The 17,082-nt window shown below is 43.2% G+C and carries 17 protein-coding genes; 8 read left to right on the forward strand and 9 right to left on the reverse strand.

What is annotated here, in order from left to right; all coding sequences use genetic code 11:
* Positions 1–307 precede the first annotated feature (307 nt).
* From VTH8203_RS17840 to pepT, 4 genes are all read right to left on the reverse strand, one after another.
* The gene (locus tag VTH8203_RS17840; RefSeq protein WP_096994869.1) at positions 308–3,463 is read right to left on the reverse strand and encodes an efflux RND transporter permease subunit; all 3,156 of its coding nucleotides are present in this window, start codon (positions 3,461–3,463) and stop codon (positions 308–310) included.
* 3 nt (positions 3,464–3,466) lie between these two features.
* Entirely contained in the window at positions 3,467–4,600 is a 1,134-nt protein-coding gene (locus tag VTH8203_RS17845) for an efflux RND transporter periplasmic adaptor subunit (RefSeq protein ID WP_096994870.1), read from the reverse strand.
* A 124-nt stretch (positions 4,601–4,724) separates the two neighbouring features.
* Positions 4,725–5,579 carry a mechanosensitive ion channel family protein gene (locus VTH8203_RS17850; RefSeq protein WP_096994871.1) on the reverse strand — a complete coding sequence of 285 codons (855 nt, stop codon included), beginning with the start codon at positions 5,577–5,579 and terminating at the stop codon, positions 4,725–4,727.
* Between the two features lie 28 nt (positions 5,580–5,607).
* The gene (gene pepT, locus VTH8203_RS17855) at positions 5,608–6,837 is read right to left on the reverse strand and encodes a peptidase T (RefSeq protein WP_096994872.1); all 1,230 of its coding nucleotides are present in this window, start codon (positions 6,835–6,837) and stop codon (positions 5,608–5,610) included.
* Between the two features lie 228 nt (positions 6,838–7,065).
* Here pepT and VTH8203_RS24615 point away from each other — a divergent pair, with 228 nt between their 5' ends.
* Positions 7,066–7,212 carry a hypothetical protein gene (locus VTH8203_RS24615; protein WP_158296182.1) on the forward strand — a complete coding sequence of 49 codons (147 nt, stop codon included), beginning with the start codon at positions 7,066–7,068 and terminating at the stop codon, positions 7,210–7,212.
* A gap of 71 nt (positions 7,213–7,283) precedes the next feature.
* Here the strand turns inward: VTH8203_RS24615 and VTH8203_RS17860 are convergent, their stop codons facing one another.
* From VTH8203_RS17860 to VTH8203_RS17870, 3 genes are all read right to left on the reverse strand, one after another.
* Positions 7,284–7,472 carry a hypothetical protein gene (locus tag VTH8203_RS17860; protein ID WP_096994873.1) on the reverse strand — a complete coding sequence of 63 codons (189 nt, stop codon included), beginning with the start codon at positions 7,470–7,472 and terminating at the stop codon, positions 7,284–7,286.
* A gap of 287 nt (positions 7,473–7,759) precedes the next feature.
* Entirely contained in the window at positions 7,760–8,713 is a 954-nt protein-coding gene (locus VTH8203_RS17865; RefSeq protein WP_096994874.1) for a TerC/Alx family metal homeostasis membrane protein, read from the reverse strand.
* Between the two features lie 470 nt (positions 8,714–9,183).
* Positions 9,184–9,756 (reverse strand): hypothetical protein, encoded by a 573-nt coding sequence (locus tag VTH8203_RS17870; RefSeq protein ID WP_096994875.1) that lies wholly within the window; start codon positions 9,754–9,756, stop codon positions 9,184–9,186.
* Positions 9,757–9,924: 168 nt separating this feature from the next.
* On the opposite strand from VTH8203_RS17870, the gene VTH8203_RS17875 reads away from it, so the two are divergent.
* Positions 9,925–11,979 (forward strand): alpha-amylase, encoded by a 2,055-nt coding sequence (locus VTH8203_RS17875; RefSeq protein ID WP_096994876.1) that lies wholly within the window; start codon positions 9,925–9,927, stop codon positions 11,977–11,979.
* A gap of 629 nt (positions 11,980–12,608) precedes the next feature.
* Positions 12,609–12,932 (forward strand): hypothetical protein, encoded by a 324-nt coding sequence (locus VTH8203_RS24620; RefSeq protein ID WP_158296183.1) that lies wholly within the window; start codon positions 12,609–12,611, stop codon positions 12,930–12,932.
* A gap of 59 nt (positions 12,933–12,991) precedes the next feature.
* Here the strand turns inward: VTH8203_RS24620 and VTH8203_RS17880 are convergent, their stop codons facing one another.
* Both VTH8203_RS17880 and VTH8203_RS17885 read right to left on the reverse strand, forming a co-directional pair.
* On the reverse strand, positions 12,992–13,207 hold the full coding sequence (locus VTH8203_RS17880; protein ID WP_096994877.1) for a DUF3820 family protein: 216 nt from the start codon (positions 13,205–13,207) through the stop codon (positions 12,992–12,994).
* Between the two features lie 54 nt (positions 13,208–13,261).
* On the reverse strand, positions 13,262–13,615 hold the full coding sequence (locus tag VTH8203_RS17885; RefSeq protein WP_208617772.1) for a cupin domain-containing protein: 354 nt from the start codon (positions 13,613–13,615) through the stop codon (positions 13,262–13,264).
* A 183-nt stretch (positions 13,616–13,798) separates the two neighbouring features.
* Here VTH8203_RS17885 and VTH8203_RS17890 point away from each other — a divergent pair, with 183 nt between their 5' ends.
* The 5 genes from VTH8203_RS17890 (at position 13,799) to VTH8203_RS25425 (ending at position 17,011) form a co-directional block, all read left to right on the forward strand.
* The gene (locus VTH8203_RS17890; protein ID WP_096994879.1) at positions 13,799–14,995 is read left to right on the forward strand and encodes a potassium/proton antiporter; all 1,197 of its coding nucleotides are present in this window, start codon (positions 13,799–13,801) and stop codon (positions 14,993–14,995) included.
* Between the two features lie 173 nt (positions 14,996–15,168).
* Positions 15,169–15,708, forward strand: coding sequence for a helix-turn-helix domain-containing protein (locus VTH8203_RS17895; RefSeq protein WP_096994880.1), 540 nt, complete (start codon positions 15,169–15,171; stop codon positions 15,706–15,708).
* A 171-nt stretch (positions 15,709–15,879) separates the two neighbouring features.
* Positions 15,880–16,290 carry an MFS transporter gene (locus VTH8203_RS25415; protein WP_306346045.1) on the forward strand — a complete coding sequence of 137 codons (411 nt, stop codon included), beginning with the start codon at positions 15,880–15,882 and terminating at the stop codon, positions 16,288–16,290.
* On the forward strand, positions 16,223–16,516 hold the full coding sequence (locus tag VTH8203_RS25420; protein WP_306346046.1) for an MFS transporter: 294 nt from the start codon (positions 16,223–16,225) through the stop codon (positions 16,514–16,516). The genes VTH8203_RS25415 and VTH8203_RS25420 overlap by 68 nt, the downstream gene beginning before the upstream one ends.
* Positions 16,517–16,558: 42 nt before the next feature.
* Positions 16,559–17,011 carry an MFS transporter gene (locus VTH8203_RS25425; RefSeq protein WP_306346044.1) on the forward strand — a complete coding sequence of 151 codons (453 nt, stop codon included), beginning with the start codon at positions 16,559–16,561 and terminating at the stop codon, positions 17,009–17,011.
* Positions 17,012–17,082: the final 71 nt, after the last annotated feature.

A 17,082-nucleotide genomic window follows, 5' to 3' on the forward strand; every position in this document is an offset into this window, starting at 1 on the left:
AATCGTCGGTCTCGACGACAGTAAACGTCAACAGTTTGAGTGGATTCATCGACCTTAATCGACTGGATTGCCTGCCCCTGAATATGTAAAAGCTGAGAAAGTAACTGGGTCAAAATAGGATTCATCCATACTGACTAAAAAAGGGTTATTAGTCAGTATGGTAGAAGTCATAAGTATTGCGTTATGACTCAACAAAGCGGAGAAGAGCCTGTATGAATTTGTCAAAACACACCTCACAGAGCATTACATTTATAAAAAAGCCCCTCACAGTGAGGGGCTCAATCGTATTGTTTTAGCTTTTTTTAGATCACTCGTCGTCTTCTAATGGGACAAGCTTGGTGTTTCCACCACGAATTTTCTCTCGTCTATGCTGGATAATGGCGTAAAAGCCAGGTATTAAGAATGTACCCGCGAGCAAGACACACAATAGACCGCCGACTAACGAGATACCTAAGGAGTTCTGACTTACATGCCCTGCTCCTGAGGCAAAAATAAGTGGGAAAATACCTAGAATAAATGACCATGACGTCATATTAACGGCACGGAAGCGAAGCATACCGCCTCGCACCGCAGCATCATCAATAGCGACGTCTTTATCTTCACGTTCAAGTTTGGCGAATTCAACAATGAGTATTGCGTTCTTCGCTGCCAATGCTATGAGTAACACAAGCCCGATTTGTGCATATAGATTCAGCGGTGTGCCTGTAAGGTTCAAGGCGATAAATGAACCTAATGTCGCGACCGGTACCACCAATATAATGGCTAACGGGATGGTCCAACTCTCATATTGAGCCACCATAAACAGGTAAATAAAGATTAGTGCCAATGCAAACGCATATATCGCTTGGTTACCCGCTAGAATTTCTTGGTAAGCCATCCCGGTCCATTCATATTGATAGCCCATCGGTAATACTTCAGCAGCAACCCTTTCTATCGCAGCAATCGCATCCCCACTTGAGTAACCTGGAGCGGGTTGCCCTTGAATCACGGCGCTACGATACATGTTATATCGCCATGCGACATCTGGTTCGAACACTTGCTCGTAGGAAACCAATGTACTTAACGGAATCATCTCCCCTTTAGAAGAACGCACGTGGAATAATTGTAGATCTTCCATGCCACTTCGATACTGAGCATCGGCTTGCACTGTGACACGGAAGTTTTTCCCAAACATCGTAAAATCATTCACATACAAGGAACCTAAGTTACCCTGTAGCGTTTGGAATATTGATGATAAAGGAATGCCAAGTTGTTGTGCTTTCTCGCGATCTATATCCACGTAATAATGTGGCACGTTAGCACGGAACGTACTGAATGTATAAGCTATCTCTGGCTGTTGGTTCGCCGTTTGAATCACATCTTGCATTACTAAAGCAAGATCTGTCCTGCTTCGTCCTAATGTGTCTTCCAACACAAATTCAAAACCTGAAGCAGCGCCCATACCAGGCACTGCTGGTGGTCCCATCGCAAATACGACCGCGCCCGGGATTTGTTGCGCTGCCATACCATTTACTCTTGCTGCTATGGCGTTTGCCGAGTGATCGCCCTCAAAACCGTTGCGCTCATTCCAGTCCTTGAGTTTGATAAACAACGACGCACCGTTGGATGCTGCCGCACCCGTCATAAACGCATAGCCATTGGCAACCGTAATTCCATCAATTCCAGGTTCTTGTTCTACTAATGCCACCAACTGTTCTGTGGTTTCGGTAGTACGCGACAGCGACGCGGAATCAGGAAGTTGAACGTTGACCAGTAAGATACCTTTATCTTCTTGTGGCACAAACGCCGTTGACGTATTTTTCGCAAGGAAAGTCACTGCGCCTACCGCTATTACAAAGAATGTCATCAGCAATAAGGCTTTTTTGACTAAGAAGCCAGCGACTTGGCCGTAACGCATCGTAAGACGCTCAAGTAGACCATTAAAGGTTTGGAACCAACGTGCGGTATTACCACCACCTTGCTTCAACACCAACGAACACAACGCTGGAGATAGTGTTAAAGCATTAATGGAGGAAATAATTACCGAGATACAGATCGTTAACGCGAACTGGCGATACATAATCCCAGTAATCCCCGGTAACAGCGTTACTGGTATAAAGACCGCTAACAGAACTAACGTGGAGGTAATGATTGGACCCGTTACCTCTTTCATCGCCATCAACGTCGCTTTTCTTGGTGAAATATGCGGATTACGCTTCATAATGGTATCCACGTTCTCAATAACAAGAATTGCGTCGTCTACCACGATACCAATAGCGAGAATAATACCAAACAAGGTCACCGTGTTAATGGTGAACCCTGTCATGTTCATAACAGCAAATGTACCGATTAATGAAACAGGGATAGCAACAACTGGAATTAATGTTGCTCGAGCGCTACCTAAAAACAAATACGTTACGGCAATAACCAAAAGAATGGCTTCAACCAGTGTTTTAACCACCCCTTTTATCGATTCCGCAACAAAAACAGTCGTGTCGTAGCTGGTTTCATACGCCATTCCCTCAGGGAAATTAACACTCAGACGCTCCAACAGTTCCATGACGGCTTTGCCACTTTCAAGGGCATTAGCATCGGACTGCAGGTTCAATGCCACAATGGACGCGTCTTCCCCTCGGAATTGACCACTTCCATCATAGAACTTCTTACCAAGCTCAACGCGAGCGACATCTTTTAAATAAACCGTAGAACCGTCAGAGTTCGCTCGAAGTACAACATTTTCAAATTCACTGACTGACTCAAGACGCCCCTTGGTAACCAAGTTGAACTGAACTTCCTGGGGATCTGCATAGGGAGCGGCACCAACGCGACCAGCAGCAACTTGAACATTCTGCTCGGCAAGCGCCGCATAAACGTCGCTAGTGGTCATTTTTAGATTCGCCAACTTATCGGGGTCAAGCCAAACACGCATTGCGTATTCGCCACCACCAATAACGTTAACTTCACTGATCCCTTTGACACGGGCCAGTTGGTCCTTCACATTTAAATTGATGTAGTTAATTAAGAATTGATCATCAAAACGTCCGTCAGGAGAATAGAAGTTCAAAACCATCAATAAGTCTGGAGAGCGTTTCTTAACGGTAACACCGACCATTCTCACTTCTTGGGGTAACTTAGATTCAATCTGTGACACTCGGTTTTGAACGTTGACCTGAGCCATATCTGGGTCGGTACCGATGTCAAACGTCACATTGAGGTTATAAGAGCCATCATTGGCACTTTTAGAGGACATATAAATCATGTTCTCAACACCATTGACGGAAGTTTCAATTGGGTCGGCAACGGCCTCTTCGACAACCTCTGCACTAGCACCTGTATAAAATGCAGTGACACTGACTGATGGCGGACTAATCTTGGGATACTCAGCGACTGGAAGCACCATGAGTGATATCGCACCAGCCAATGTGAGTATTATTGAAATAACCAACGCAAACTTTGGTCTTTGAATAAAGAAACGACTTAGCATGTATTAGGCACCCTGTTCTGCTGGCTTAGGCTCTTGAATACGTACAGGGATTCCATTTCTTACACGTTGTAAACCTAGAGTAATAACCACATCGGTTGGTTTCAGGCCAGAGCGAACCACAATGCCAGTTTCTACTTGAGGGCCTAGCGCTACATTACGACGTTCAGCGATGTTACCTTCCGAGACGACCATAACAAAGTCACCTTCAAGGTCGGTTTGAACCGCTCTGCGTGGCACAGTTACGACGTCGCTTGCCTCTTTCTCCATCAATTCAACGCGAATATGTTGACCTGGTAACAGTCTTTGATTTGGATTTTCCACTACCGCACGCATGGCCAGCGTACCCGTGTTGAGGTTTATGCGGTTCCCAAGAAAATCAATTTTTCCTTGTTTGTCATACACGCTTCCATCTTCAAGAATCACGTTAACCGCAACGCCATTAGACTCATCGGAACCGTCCCCCTCGATTCGGTCCATACCTAAAGCAAGGCGCTCTCGCTCCGAAATGCTGAAAGAGGCGTAGATTGGATCCATGCTAACTAGGGTTGTTAACACACCTGATGACGGAGACAACAAGTCACCAGTACTTACTTTACTGTCTGAAATTCGCCCGGTAAACGGCGCTCTAATCGTGGTGTGTGATAAATTAACTTCTGCGACTTTCTGCTGCGCAATGCCCGCTTCTAGTTGGGCTCTCGCACTCATCAACGAGGCCGTTAGCGCATCAAATTCGGCTTGAGAAATGTTATTGGATTTCACCAGATTCTTGCCGCGCTCGAAGTCCAGTTCTGCCTTCTTTAAAGAAGAGCGTGCTTCGGACACAAAGGCTTTCGCGCTGGCAACTTGAGCTTCAAAAGTCGATGGTTCAATGGCGTAGAGCAACTGTCCTTTTTCTACAATTTGTCCTTCTTGGAAATGACGCTCCAATAAGTAGCCTGACACTTGAGCGGTAATAGCCGTGTCTTCTACCGCATCCATCCGTCCAATGTAAGTTTTGCTCTGTTGATGTGGAACCACCTCTACCGCTTGGGTTTGAACAAGAGGCGCTGGTGCGTTTTGTTGGGTAGTAGTCGCTTCACCGCATCCTGCTAGAAGAACAGCAGACACAAGGCTAGCAACAAGTAATTTTTTAGGCATTGAAACACCATTTAATCTTCTAATTGGAACAAGCTTTGGCAGACTAGCAAATTACAAGTCTGCTGAATGTCCGAGAAATATTAATAGTTATCTCTAAAGTGTTTCAAAATATAACAAACTGTTTTTATATAGTTTTTTCTATATCTTTTGGAAATGCGTGGTGATAGATATTCATAAAGTCAGCACGGATTTCTTGCTCTAAATGCGTCGCTAATTCAGTGGGACAAAATATCATGATGTGTAAAACTTGCTCGCCTGTTACACCACTAGAAATATGAATGTGCGGCTCCGAACCTGGAAGGTCGACTCCCGCATGTTTTTCTATCACGCTGTTATATCGGCGAGCTACATCAATAAAGCTTTCACTATGATGTTCAATCTTGCTCGTTAGATCGGGTAGTAGCGGGAATAGATTGTCAAATCCTGGAACGACAATTGAAAAGCTATGATAGACATACCTTTTCATAAAGTTCAGGTTTTTAACCGCATAGGTAAAAAACATACTATTGGGAAGCGTGATCGTCTTTCCCGTGAAATGATACTGACCATGATAAAGGTCAATCTCTTGTATGACCGTTGCCATCAGGTTGTGCTCAATAACCTCGCCGCTCGTCTTACCCACTTCAATCCAATCACCGATTCGAAACGAACGTGAACTGGCTCTTTGAATCGAACCTGTAAAACAGAGAATAATCTCCTTGGAGGCAACCACGATAGCGACGGCAATAGCGGTAACGGACAGCGCGAATTCGCTGATCTCAGATTTCCATACCAAAAACAAAGTGACGACAATAACGGCAAAGGAGCCGTTTTTGGTTCTCGACATCCATTTGCGTTGCTCCTCTGATAGAAAAGCAACATCTCCACGAATACCTGACAGTGCCACTCGACGTATAACTAAGATAATAAAGACGACCAGAAAGCTTAATAACAGTTTGTTTTCTATTAAGAACGCTATTACTTTTTGAAAATCTTCCATGGTCGCCTACTGCATAACTTAGTTTTCCCTAACGATAACGAATTGCGGTGTCTTTCGCAATTTGCACAATCACGTTTACCGCCAATTCCATACCTTGAACCGTAATAAATTCATGAATTCCGTGAAAATTATAACCACCTGTAAAAATATTCGGACACGGAAGCCCCATAAACGACAGCCGAGCACCATCGGTACCGCCACGAATGGGTTTAATATTAGGCTTAACATCGCACGCTATCATTGCTTGCTTAGCAATCTCAATAATATGAGGATGAGGCTCAACCATCTCTCTCATATTAGAATAGTTATCCGTAATCGTTAACGTCACTCGTTCTGTTTTATCCCCTTGGTTAAAGGTCGCTACTTTGTTTTTCAAATACGCCTTGCGTCGCTCTAAGCCATCTTGCTCAAAATCACGCAAAATATAATGCAGTGTAGATTTAGCAACAGACATTTCAGCGGTGGTTAAATGATAGAAGCCTTCATATCCGTCTGTCGTTTCGGGAGTTTCATCAGCGGGCATCTCAGCTTGGAAACGCGCTGCCAATGTCATTGAGTTAACCATCTTGCCTTTGGCGGTGCCCGGATGCACATTGTTACCATGAAAAGTCACTGTAGCAGCGGCAGCATTGAAATTCTCATACTCCAATTCTCCAACAGGTCCGCCGTCGATGGTGTAAGCCCAGTTAGCTGCAAATTTCTCAACATTGAATAGGTCGGCGCCACGGCCTATTTCTTCATCAGGGGTAAATGCAATTTTAATATCGCCGTGCGGGATCTCTGGATGTTCAATAAGAAATGCCACTGCAGATATTATCTCTGCAATTCCGGCTTTATTATCTGCGCCTAATAACGTCGTCCCATCTGTGGTAATGATGTCGTGACCATGTAACTGATGCAGATCTGGATATTGTATAGGTGAAAGCACTTGTTCACCTTTTCCCAATGCGATGTCACCACCTAGGTAATTCTCTACCAGTTGTGGTCTGACATTCGCACCTGACGCATCCGGCGCCGTGTCCATATGAGCCACAAACCCTACAGCAGGCACGTCATACTCGACGTTCGATGGCAACGTCGCCATTACGTATCCATTGTCATCGAGAGTGACGTCTTGTAAATCTAATGACAGAAGTTCGTCTCGGAGAAACGCAGCGAATGTGGTCTGTCCTTTCGTGCTTGGACAACAACCTAGTGACGGGTCTGATTGCGTGTCAAACGTGACATACTTGAGAAACCGGTCGATAAGACTTGTCATTTTTTCACCTTACGTTCTTATAAATACAATGACTCATCATACGTAAACCCAATGTCAGGAAATTGCGATGAATCAGTTTTATATAGATTGCGACAAAAAAACGACATTTAATATACGCCTACTCCCCTACGCCCTAAATTTAATCACTTGGGCTGATGACGATCGCCGTCGTTAACTTAATAATAAGTTTATAAATTTCCAATCCCAATCTAAATGTGGACTTATCTTATGACGTTCAACAAACATTATGCCTTTTCCCCAGAGGAGATAGGAGAAGCTCTCGAAGTAACCAATGAAAGTACAGTTGAAGAATTAGAAAGGATTGAACTTGTCAAAGCAACCCAGGAAGCTGGCGGCTTTGAAAGCCAACGCTAAATGGAGTCGCCTGGTAATGAGTAAAAAAAAAAGCATCTAGATCACTAGATGCTTTTTTAAATTCTTTGTGTTTATCGGTTCAAACCGATATCACGCTGCATATGACCAGATAGTTCGTTTGCGTAGTAAGTGTTCTGTACTTCGCCTTTACCAAACATAATATCTAGTAGGTGTGCAATCAATCCTTTGAAGTTAACCGCGTAGGTTTTCTTTTCCATAGAGGGTACAGCGATAGTTTCGATGTTCATTGCTTGTGCCATGATTGCCTCTCTTAAAAAACTGGGTAACTCGTTGTTGTTAACGACAATATTAGGTAAAAAAACGCTGTTTAAAAAATGACAAAATTTGGATATTCACATTAGTTAATCTAATAAAACAAAGCATTAACAAGCGACGTTCTTAGCAATGTCACCACCCTGAATATTCATGCTAAAAAGACGCATTTTGATGAATATTTATTGCCAACTACATCTGCCCAACGCTAGATGTTTCATTGTTGTTAAACAAAAAAACCTCTTATTACTAAGAGGTTTTTATTGTTAATCCGTTAGCTGTTCTTATCCAAAGACACCGATTGGCGTTTTTCTCGATAAAGAGATGCTATCGTCGCAACCGTCATGGTCACTAATATCACACTTAACGAAACCCAAGTTGGGATCTCCCAAGCCGATCCAACGAGCGCCATCTTTATACCGATGAAGATCATGATGAATGACAGTGCAGGTTTTAAGTACACAAAACGATTCATCATTCCCTCTAGTACAAAGTACAAAGAACGAAGACCAAGTAACGCAAACACGTTAGCAGCAAGAACTAAGAACGGTTCTCTTGTTACCGCGAAAATGGCCGGTATTGAATCCAAAGCGAACATTATGTCCATAAACGCGATCACGCCTATTACCACCAGCATCGGGGTAAAGACACGCTTACCATTTTCGATAATGGACAGCTTATTACCATGAAAGTCGTCGGTTACCGGAACTAGCTTTCTAATTACACGTTCAGGCAGCGGATTTACTTCATCTTCGTCAGAGTCTTTAGCCAGCTTAATACCGGTCCAAATTAAGAACGCTGCAAATAAGTACATTACCCAGTGGAACTCAGCAAGCAGCTGCGCACCAACACTGATCATGATCGCTCTCAAAACCAACGCACCAATTACACCCCATAACAATGCTCTTGGTCTTAGATGTTCAGGTACTGCGTATTGATGAAAAATGATCGCAAACACGAAAAGGTTATCGACACTTAGGGATTTCTCTAACAAATAACCCGTTAAGAATGAGACTGTCGCTTTTTCAGCGGTATAGTCACTTGCTGGTGCATAAAAATCCCAGAAGAGATAGATCGTTGCCGAGAACGCAAAAGCAAGTAAAAACCAAAACACACTCCATATCGCTGCTTTGCGGATAGAGATTTGTCCACCACGAGTTTGATATATGTCTAACGCCACCAGAGCTAGCGTTAAAACGAAAAAGGAAACGTAAATAGATGGGCTCATAAGTCCTCCAGGCGGAAGGACGATAGGTATGGGTGTCGACCTTCCACAAACAAATACATCACCCAGTAACAAAATACTGGGCATTTGATTGCGTTGGTCTCGTCAAAGCGCAAAGTGCGCTCTTATTTGCCGGATAAGCCCTAGACTTAACGAGATGACGACAAATAAACGGGTGACTACTCCCCAAAACGAGCGGATTGTATTCCTCAAATATGAGGTTGTCTATCTTTTTTTTAAAGGCTAAAAACGAAAAAACCAGCACTTACTTTTTATGCTGGTTCTACGTCGTGGTTTGTAAAGTGTGACTATGCTTTTTCTTTGTCTGTTGCTCTCTGGTTGGTTTCTTTCCAGTATTGAATACGACAACGATGAAGCTGTGCACGTCTCATTTTTTTCATGGTTAACTCCTTCTATACTTTACGCAGTTCAAGTTACTCATCAAATGTAACATTGAAATGACAGCCGTAAGACTATTGTGTGACAGTGTTAGAATGCTGGGGAAAGTCCCACGTGAGCACGATTTGCTCTTTGTCACTCGTCATTAAAAGCGTTTCTGTTGCGAACATATCCTGAATCTCATTTTTGCGGATCCAGGTAAGCAGTTTGGACACAGAAATGGGATGTAAGTTCAAAAATTGCACCAGTTTCTTATCGGCTATATGAGGTAAGTCCTCATTGATTAAATCTTCAACAATCAACTCTTTACCCGCTATTCTAACGCTTTCTAATTGATAACCGTCTGAACGCAGTAAGGTTTGAAGCCTGGTATAATTCGTCACTGTCATTGGGATGACAAAGGTGATTCTCACCACCGACTGATTGACTACATCGATTTGTGCTTCCAAAGGGATACCACGATAATTGGTATCAAAACCACAAAACTGCTGATGTTCTTGCTCACCACAATCATAAACATCCATCAGTGTTGTTACTTGATTTAAGTCGCTTAATGCTAACTCACCCATTACATAACGAGATGGCCATGTACTCATAGCAAACGAGATGGAAGGAATCAGCAGTGACAGCAATATCTTTCGTTTCATCTATCTATAATAACTAATCATTCTTCATCCAAAATCATCCCCTTTCACTCCTCCCCTAGAATATATTCTGTGAACTTTCTCTTACTTTGAGGCGTAGGCCCTAGAATGATGTGAAACCGTTTTAGGCCACTTATAGTAATTTCGGACTATCAGAACAACGGATTGAGCATGACGCATAAGACCCTACTTGCTTGTATGCTGTTGGCCTCGCCATCGCTATTTGCATCACCCTACTTAACGATCTCTACCTCCACAACCAGTAGAGATTACCCTCTCGACACCACAACGCCATTGATCGTCACTCTAAATAAAGATAACTATCAACTCAAAGTTAGTGGTATAGACGCAAGCTGTGACAATAAGCTTCCTAAAAAGGTCAAGTTTAATACACCGCTACCTCTGTTATGCGGTGAAGCTTCTTCTTTGCCACTAACTATAAGATTCACTGGAGATTATTCCTTTGTCTACGATGATCAACTTCATACATTGACATTTAAGCGCCAACCTAAAAAAGTCGCAAAGACCGAGTTTAAACGACCAATACCAAAGGTTAAATGTGAGGTGCTTCCTCAGCAATCTCAAACTATTTCCCTGGGCAACACCTACCCAGACGGAACAAAGCTTAAAGACGTATTTACAGGACAAGTGGTTACTGTAGAAAGCGGCAACGTTTCACTGCAGCCTAACGCGTCCAGCGGAGGCCTGACCTTATTGGAACTCGCTGAGCCAATTCAAGCAAACAGCGACTTCAACTATCGCAACGCTAACATCTACTTCGTCATGGTAGATCGCTTTAAAGATTCAGATCCAGAAGCAACACAACCTTATGGTCGCCAAAAAGACGGTAAACAAGAAATTGGTACATTTCATGGTGGTGATTTAAAGGGTATCACTGGAAAACTTGACTATATTAAGTCGCTGGGCACCAATGTTATCTGGCTGTCTCCCATCGTAGAACAGGTTCATGGTTTTGTTGGCGGTGGTGATAGCGGCTCATTTCCGTTTTATGCTTACCACGGCTATTGGGCGCGCGACTTCACTAAAATTGACGAGAGCTTTGGTGATGATGAGGATTTGAGACAACTGGTTACTGAAGCTCACAAACGTGGAATGAAGGTTTTATTAGACGCCGTAATAAATCATCCCGGCTATTCTAACCTTGCAGACATTCAATTTGATCACCTTAGGGTTGTGAAATCGTCTAAACCCCTACCGAAAAACTGGTCACAATGGATACCTAAAGAAGGAGAAAACTGGCACAGCTACCACACCAATATAGATTACCACTCCCAAAACTGGATCAATTGGTGGGGCTCTGATTGGATCCGAACAGGGTTACCTGGCTATGACAAACCAGGCTCTAGTGACACCACCTTGTCTCTAGCAGGTTTGCCTGATTTCAAAACTGAGTCCACCAAGACAGTCCAGCCACCGCCATTTTTGCTCGCCAATCCAGGAACACGAGTCGTCGCACGAGACAATTATACTGTGGCCGATTACCTCATTGAATGGCAAACCGATTGGGTTAAACGCTTTGGGATTGATGGATACCGTGTTGATACGGTCAAACACGTCGAAGGCGATGTATGGAAAAGGCTCAAAGCTGAGGCCACCACGAGCCTTGAACAATGGCGTTCAAAACATAATGTTACCGGACATCCTTTTTGGATGATGGGCGAGGTCTGGGGTCACAGTGCCTATAGAAGCCCATATTTTGATGACGGATTCGACGCGTTAATCAACTTCGATATGCAAAAGAAGCTAGATAAAGGCGCGGCATGCTTTAGCCAGATGGCAAAGACCTATCAACATTACGCCGACGAGATTCAACGTTCAGCTGATTTCAATCCTGTCAGCTACATGTCCTCTCATGACACTGAACTGTTTTTTAGTCGCTTTAAAGACTATAACCTTCAGAGAAATGCGGCTAACGCACTGTTACTAAGTCCTGGAGCGATTCAAATCTACTACGGGGACGAGATTGGCAGAAATATAGGCCCTTATGCGGATGATTTTCATCAAGGGACGCGATCAGACATGATTTGGGATTTATCCATGGACAAGCAAAAGCTATTAGAACACTGGAAAACGATTGGACAGTTTAGAGACCGTCACCCCGCTGTTGGTGCTGGCAAACACACCCAATTAGAGAATGATAACGCTTTCGCGTTCTCTAGAGAATTAGGCGACGACAAAGTTGTCATCGTTTACTTTGGAAAGTAATCACGAACGCTAACCTACGAAGAGTTCTTAGGCTCAAACACCTAAGAACTCATTTATATCCCCCTCGAACCGGTTTTCGTTACCATCTCCACCATCTAAAAAGTTCGAAGTTTTGTTAAAAAGTTACGCCGGTGTCAGCTTGTATATGTCAACAATAATTATGTCGTTGCATCATTGACATCAAGATTTGCGCACAAGGTCGCATTTATCAATATAAAACCAAAACACTTGCCGTCATTTACTAGGCTATAGCCGTGGTAAAAAACCTTATAACTACATGTTTTAGATGCATAAAAAGGAATTTTCATGGCTAAAATAATATTGTATATGCCGACACCAACAACGGACTTATTGTCATATATAGAATATGGTGATCAACCCACCGATAGTGGGGGGTATCGACATTCGCGGGGCACCGAAAAAATCATCAGTGGATCGAATATCTTTTAAACACGAAGAATAAAGAAGCGATACAAATTTGGTACGAACCCAAAACCGTCATTAATGAACTTAAGACTATTTCGAATGACTACCAGATCTACATTCGAGGGCATGGAGAACCTGGTAATGAGTTCATCCGCATCTCAAAAGGTGGCAAAGAACTTGGCCACCGCTTCGTCGTAGATAGATTGAGAGAAAATGGATTACCAAAAACCTTTCGAGGAAAGATCAAGTGTTACAACTGCAACAGCGGTTCGTGGCTCAATGGGAAACGCAGTTTTGCACAAGCTCTCGCCGATTATATGTACGGCTGGGGATACGACAAATGTACCTACTACGGATATCGTGGAAAACTAGATTCGTACTATAAACAAGGGACACAAGGTGTCCACAAATACATTCGAGAGGGGGCTTGGGATGTCAACCAAGGGATATGTCGTGCAAGAGACGGGCGTGTCCAAATCAAACCTCAGACTCTCAACCCAACTCAGTGGCAATCTCTGTCGGGTTAATTAAATGGCTGATCACAGCGACGCTTTGTTTGCGTCACTGTTGATACATAATGCAACAGCTACATCTGCTTTAACGGTTTAACGACGCTATCGAGTCCCTCAATTTTCAGCGCTAAACAGAGTTTGAGAAGGTCGCCTAACTCACCATTAGGCCATCCTTTTTTGTCAAACCAAAGCAGATACTCTTCAGGTAAATCGATTAGCACCCTGCCCGCATATTTGCCAAACGGCATCTGCATTCTCGCCAGCTTTATTAAGTTCTCTTTTTGTAACATCTCAGCATTACTCAATGATATCTTGGCAGATAATAGTAGCTCAGCAGTATATCGCTATTTTACGCCGTGAACAGCGTTATTGTGACTATAAAACACGGCAAGCCAAACGGTTATTGAGGTCGTTGACGTCGATTTAACACGATGCTTAACATGTGCTGGAATATCGACATAATCTCCCACACCAAGTGTCAATGTTGTGCCATCAATGTATTCAATTACACCTTCGCCTTGTAATACTGTTACCCATTCGTTCTCAGTTTGATCATACCAATCTCCTTCCGGCGTATAGTGTCCTTCAGATATGATACGTTCAATCCTAACCTGTTCGGTTTTAATGATATCCTCAAACACCTCATCAGTGCGATCCTTTGGTATTTGTTTAAAAATATTTCCCTGTTTCAACGCTATTCACCCGCTTTAGTCCAGATTGTAAGCAATTAAAATACTTATAAAATATTTGCTTTTAAGCTACATACTTAACCAAAATAACATACTATAATCTAATCAATTATACACATAGATATCACGAATCATTTTTAACAGTGATCTCTAGCGACTTGCCTCAACAACAATACAGATAAGAGGACATTCATGAACTTAGAGTTTGGACTCATTGGTTTTTCTCTACTAATTTGCCTAGGTATCCTTCTACACCATCCGTCTCGCACCCTAGGTCTACCTTCTCTACTTATTTTTATGGGGGTTGGTCTAGTCATAGGTAATGGTGAGTTTGGATTTGTTTATGACGATTTCACATTGACCTCCGCAATCGGTGCCATTGCATTAAATATCATCGTGTTTGTTGGTGGGTTGAGTACATCAACAGCGAGCATTAGAGTTGCCTATAAAGAAGGAGGCATGCTCTCCTCACTCGGCGTCGTTTTCTCGACGATCGTTTTTGCAGGAATTGTCTTTCTGCTGTTTGACTTACCTCCAGTCCAATGTTTATTGTTCGGTGCCATCGTGTCATCAACCGACGCTGCTGCCGTGTTCTCTATTCTAGAGTCCAAAAAGCTCAAGTTAAAAGAAGACACGGACACCATTCTCGAGTTTGAATCTGCGACCAACGACCCTGTCGCCTTGATCTTAGTTGTTTTGTTAACCAATCTCGCCTTGACGCCAGATACCGTTCCTTCCTTAGCTAGTATCGGCTTGGAACTATTCCTACAAATATTTGTCGGATTGGCCATTGCAGTTATCATAGGAAAATTATGCAGTTGGCTGCTAAATAGCATCAAGTTGGAAGAGTATGGGCTAATACCCGTGTTCATTCTCGCCTCCGCAGTACTTGCTATGTATGGAAGTGATTTGCTTGGCGGAAACATTTTACTCGCCTCTTATGTCGTTGGTGTTGTCATTGGAAACGGCGTTCGTCGCGGTATGGAAGTCAGTCGCCACTTTTTCAATAGCCTTTCTTGGTTGGCTCAAGCGATTCTCTTTGTCGCCTTAGGGTTGCAAATCTTTCCACAAGAACTATTTAAAGTCTTTTGGCAATCATTGTTACCGGCTTTCTTACTGATCCTTGTCGCTAGACCCATCGCAGTACAGTTGTGTTATTTGCCATTTCGAAAAGTCAGTTGGCAGAAAAAAATCTTTATTTCTTCAATTGGCCTAAAAGGTGCAACGCCTATCGTCTTTTCACTTATTCCCGCTGCTGCAGGCGTTGAAAATGCGGTGACAATGGTTCATATGGTGTTCTTTATCGTGATCATTTCAGTGTTCGTTCAAGGTGGGGCAATAGAATTATTGGCGAACAAACTCAACCTCAAAAGTAGCGAAAAAGAATAACATGCCAGATATACGACACGTACTTAGACAGTATGAAACACACCAATCACCCGGCGAGTTTCACATCCATGGTTACGCGCACCTTGTGTACGTCCATAAAGGGTGTCAAATCTTTTCAACCGATCAACATAGCTTGCTCTCTTTGCCCGACTCTTTGGTTTACATCCCTGCAAATGTCCCCCCACCGAGCCGAATGTCTCAAAGAGTCGCAGATTTCTTTACTAAAAGTACCTTCACACTCAACAATCAAAGACATTACCGTATTAACCGTCACTCCACTCGTCACACAGCTATTTAGCGTTTTAAAAAAGGCGGTGTTTGAACCGACATTAGTGAGTCAATATGTAGACGTTCTTGTCGATCAGTGTTCTTATTGTGAGCCATCCAATCAACCACTCGTGGCTCAGGGAGTTATTGAACGGCGAATGCTACTTATTATTGAAGCTCTGTCAGGGAAGCCAAATATCAAGATGTCGATCTCAGAGCTGTCGAAGCAAACCGGAGCCTCTGTGCGTACTTTGAACCGATTGTTTCTCACCCATTTTCAAGCGTCGTTTAAAGATATTCGCAATAAAGTCGTTATGGATATGGAACGTGCAGAGCAAATGATAAAACAAGGAACCAGTGCAACGACTGTCGCCTATGAGCTCAAGTATTCAAGCCTTTCCTCTTTTTCTACCGCCTACAGTCAACACCAAAAGAACAAGACTTAATACCTGGCGCGTTCTGTAAACATCATGGGTGTTACCCGAAAGCACCTACCCCAAAAGCGCTTTACTATATTCAGTACCCAATGAATAACGCTTAAAGGTAACCAGATGGCTAAATTCAAAATCATATTAATTAGCCTATTAATGGCTTCTAGCTACTCTTTTTCGTCAAGCATGTACACACCTGCTTTACCTGACATACAAACAGCGTTGCATACATCAGAGGCGCTTGCCCAACAATCGCTAAGCGTTTTCTTTATCGCGCTAGCCTGCAGTCAATTGATTTCAGGCCCCTTGTCAGAGCGATACGGAAGACGACCAGTTGCTCTCATGGCTGCTGTAGTTTTTGTCGTAGGTAGCTTGATTTGCATGCTTGCACAGAGTATTGACTCTCTGCTTTTGGGCAGATTTGTACAAGGCTTGGGCGTCGGTGGTCTTTACTTGCTATGTAGAACTATTTTGCAAGACTCATTTAACAAATCAGAGCTGATGGGAATACTGGTATGGTGTGATTTTCATGGCCTTGCCCAGCCTAACACCGATTCTAGGCGGTTATCTTACACAACACTTCAATTGGGAAGCTAACTTCATCTTCCTACTATTATTAGCAGCTTGTCTGTTGCTTGTTCTTGTTTTCTTTGCCCATGAAACCATTGAGACAATCAACCCAAATGCTATTAAACCAAGGCAGATGGCCAAAGACTATATCTTCATTGCGTCGAATATTAAGTTTCTTTGCTATCTCGCTATGATGATCAGTGGTGCAAGTTGTCTGTTACTTTTTCAGGTGACTGGTGCGTTTGTTGCCTAGAATCAATTTCATATTTCTGTTGCAGATTATGGACTTGGGGCCATGGCACTCACAGCGAGTACCGTAACATCTCGTTTGTTTTGGAACCATTTCTTAAAAAATAGTTTAAGTGAACATAAAACGTTGTTTTATGGCTGCATCATACAAGGCACTGGCGCGATTCTGATTACGTTAAGTTTAGTGGATCAAAACTACTCGCTAATGCTAATCGGGTTCTCGTTCATGTCATTTGGCTCAGCATTCTTGATTGCGATAGCGGGCGTCTCAGCGCTGTATCTATTTCCAGATCACAAAGGGCAAGTTGGCGCTATCTATGGCGCGTTACAGATGGTTGGAGCGTTTGGTTTTACCTATATACTATCGTTGCTCCCTGCTACTCAAGAAACCATTGTCATTTGCAGTTGGGGAGTTGTTCTACTCAGCGTCGTTGCCTTTGTCGTGCTTTTGTTGCGAGAGCGAAAATCAACGCTCGTGTCAGAGGTGCTCTCGAACTAAATTGTCGCTGACAACTTTACCTTAACTCGGCTCCAACTCTGAAAATCACTATAAAAGCTGTCTTGAGCCAA

This window comes from Vibrio thalassae (assembly GCF_900089835.1).
Classification (GTDB): domain Bacteria; phylum Pseudomonadota; class Gammaproteobacteria; order Enterobacterales; family Vibrionaceae; genus Vibrio; species Vibrio thalassae.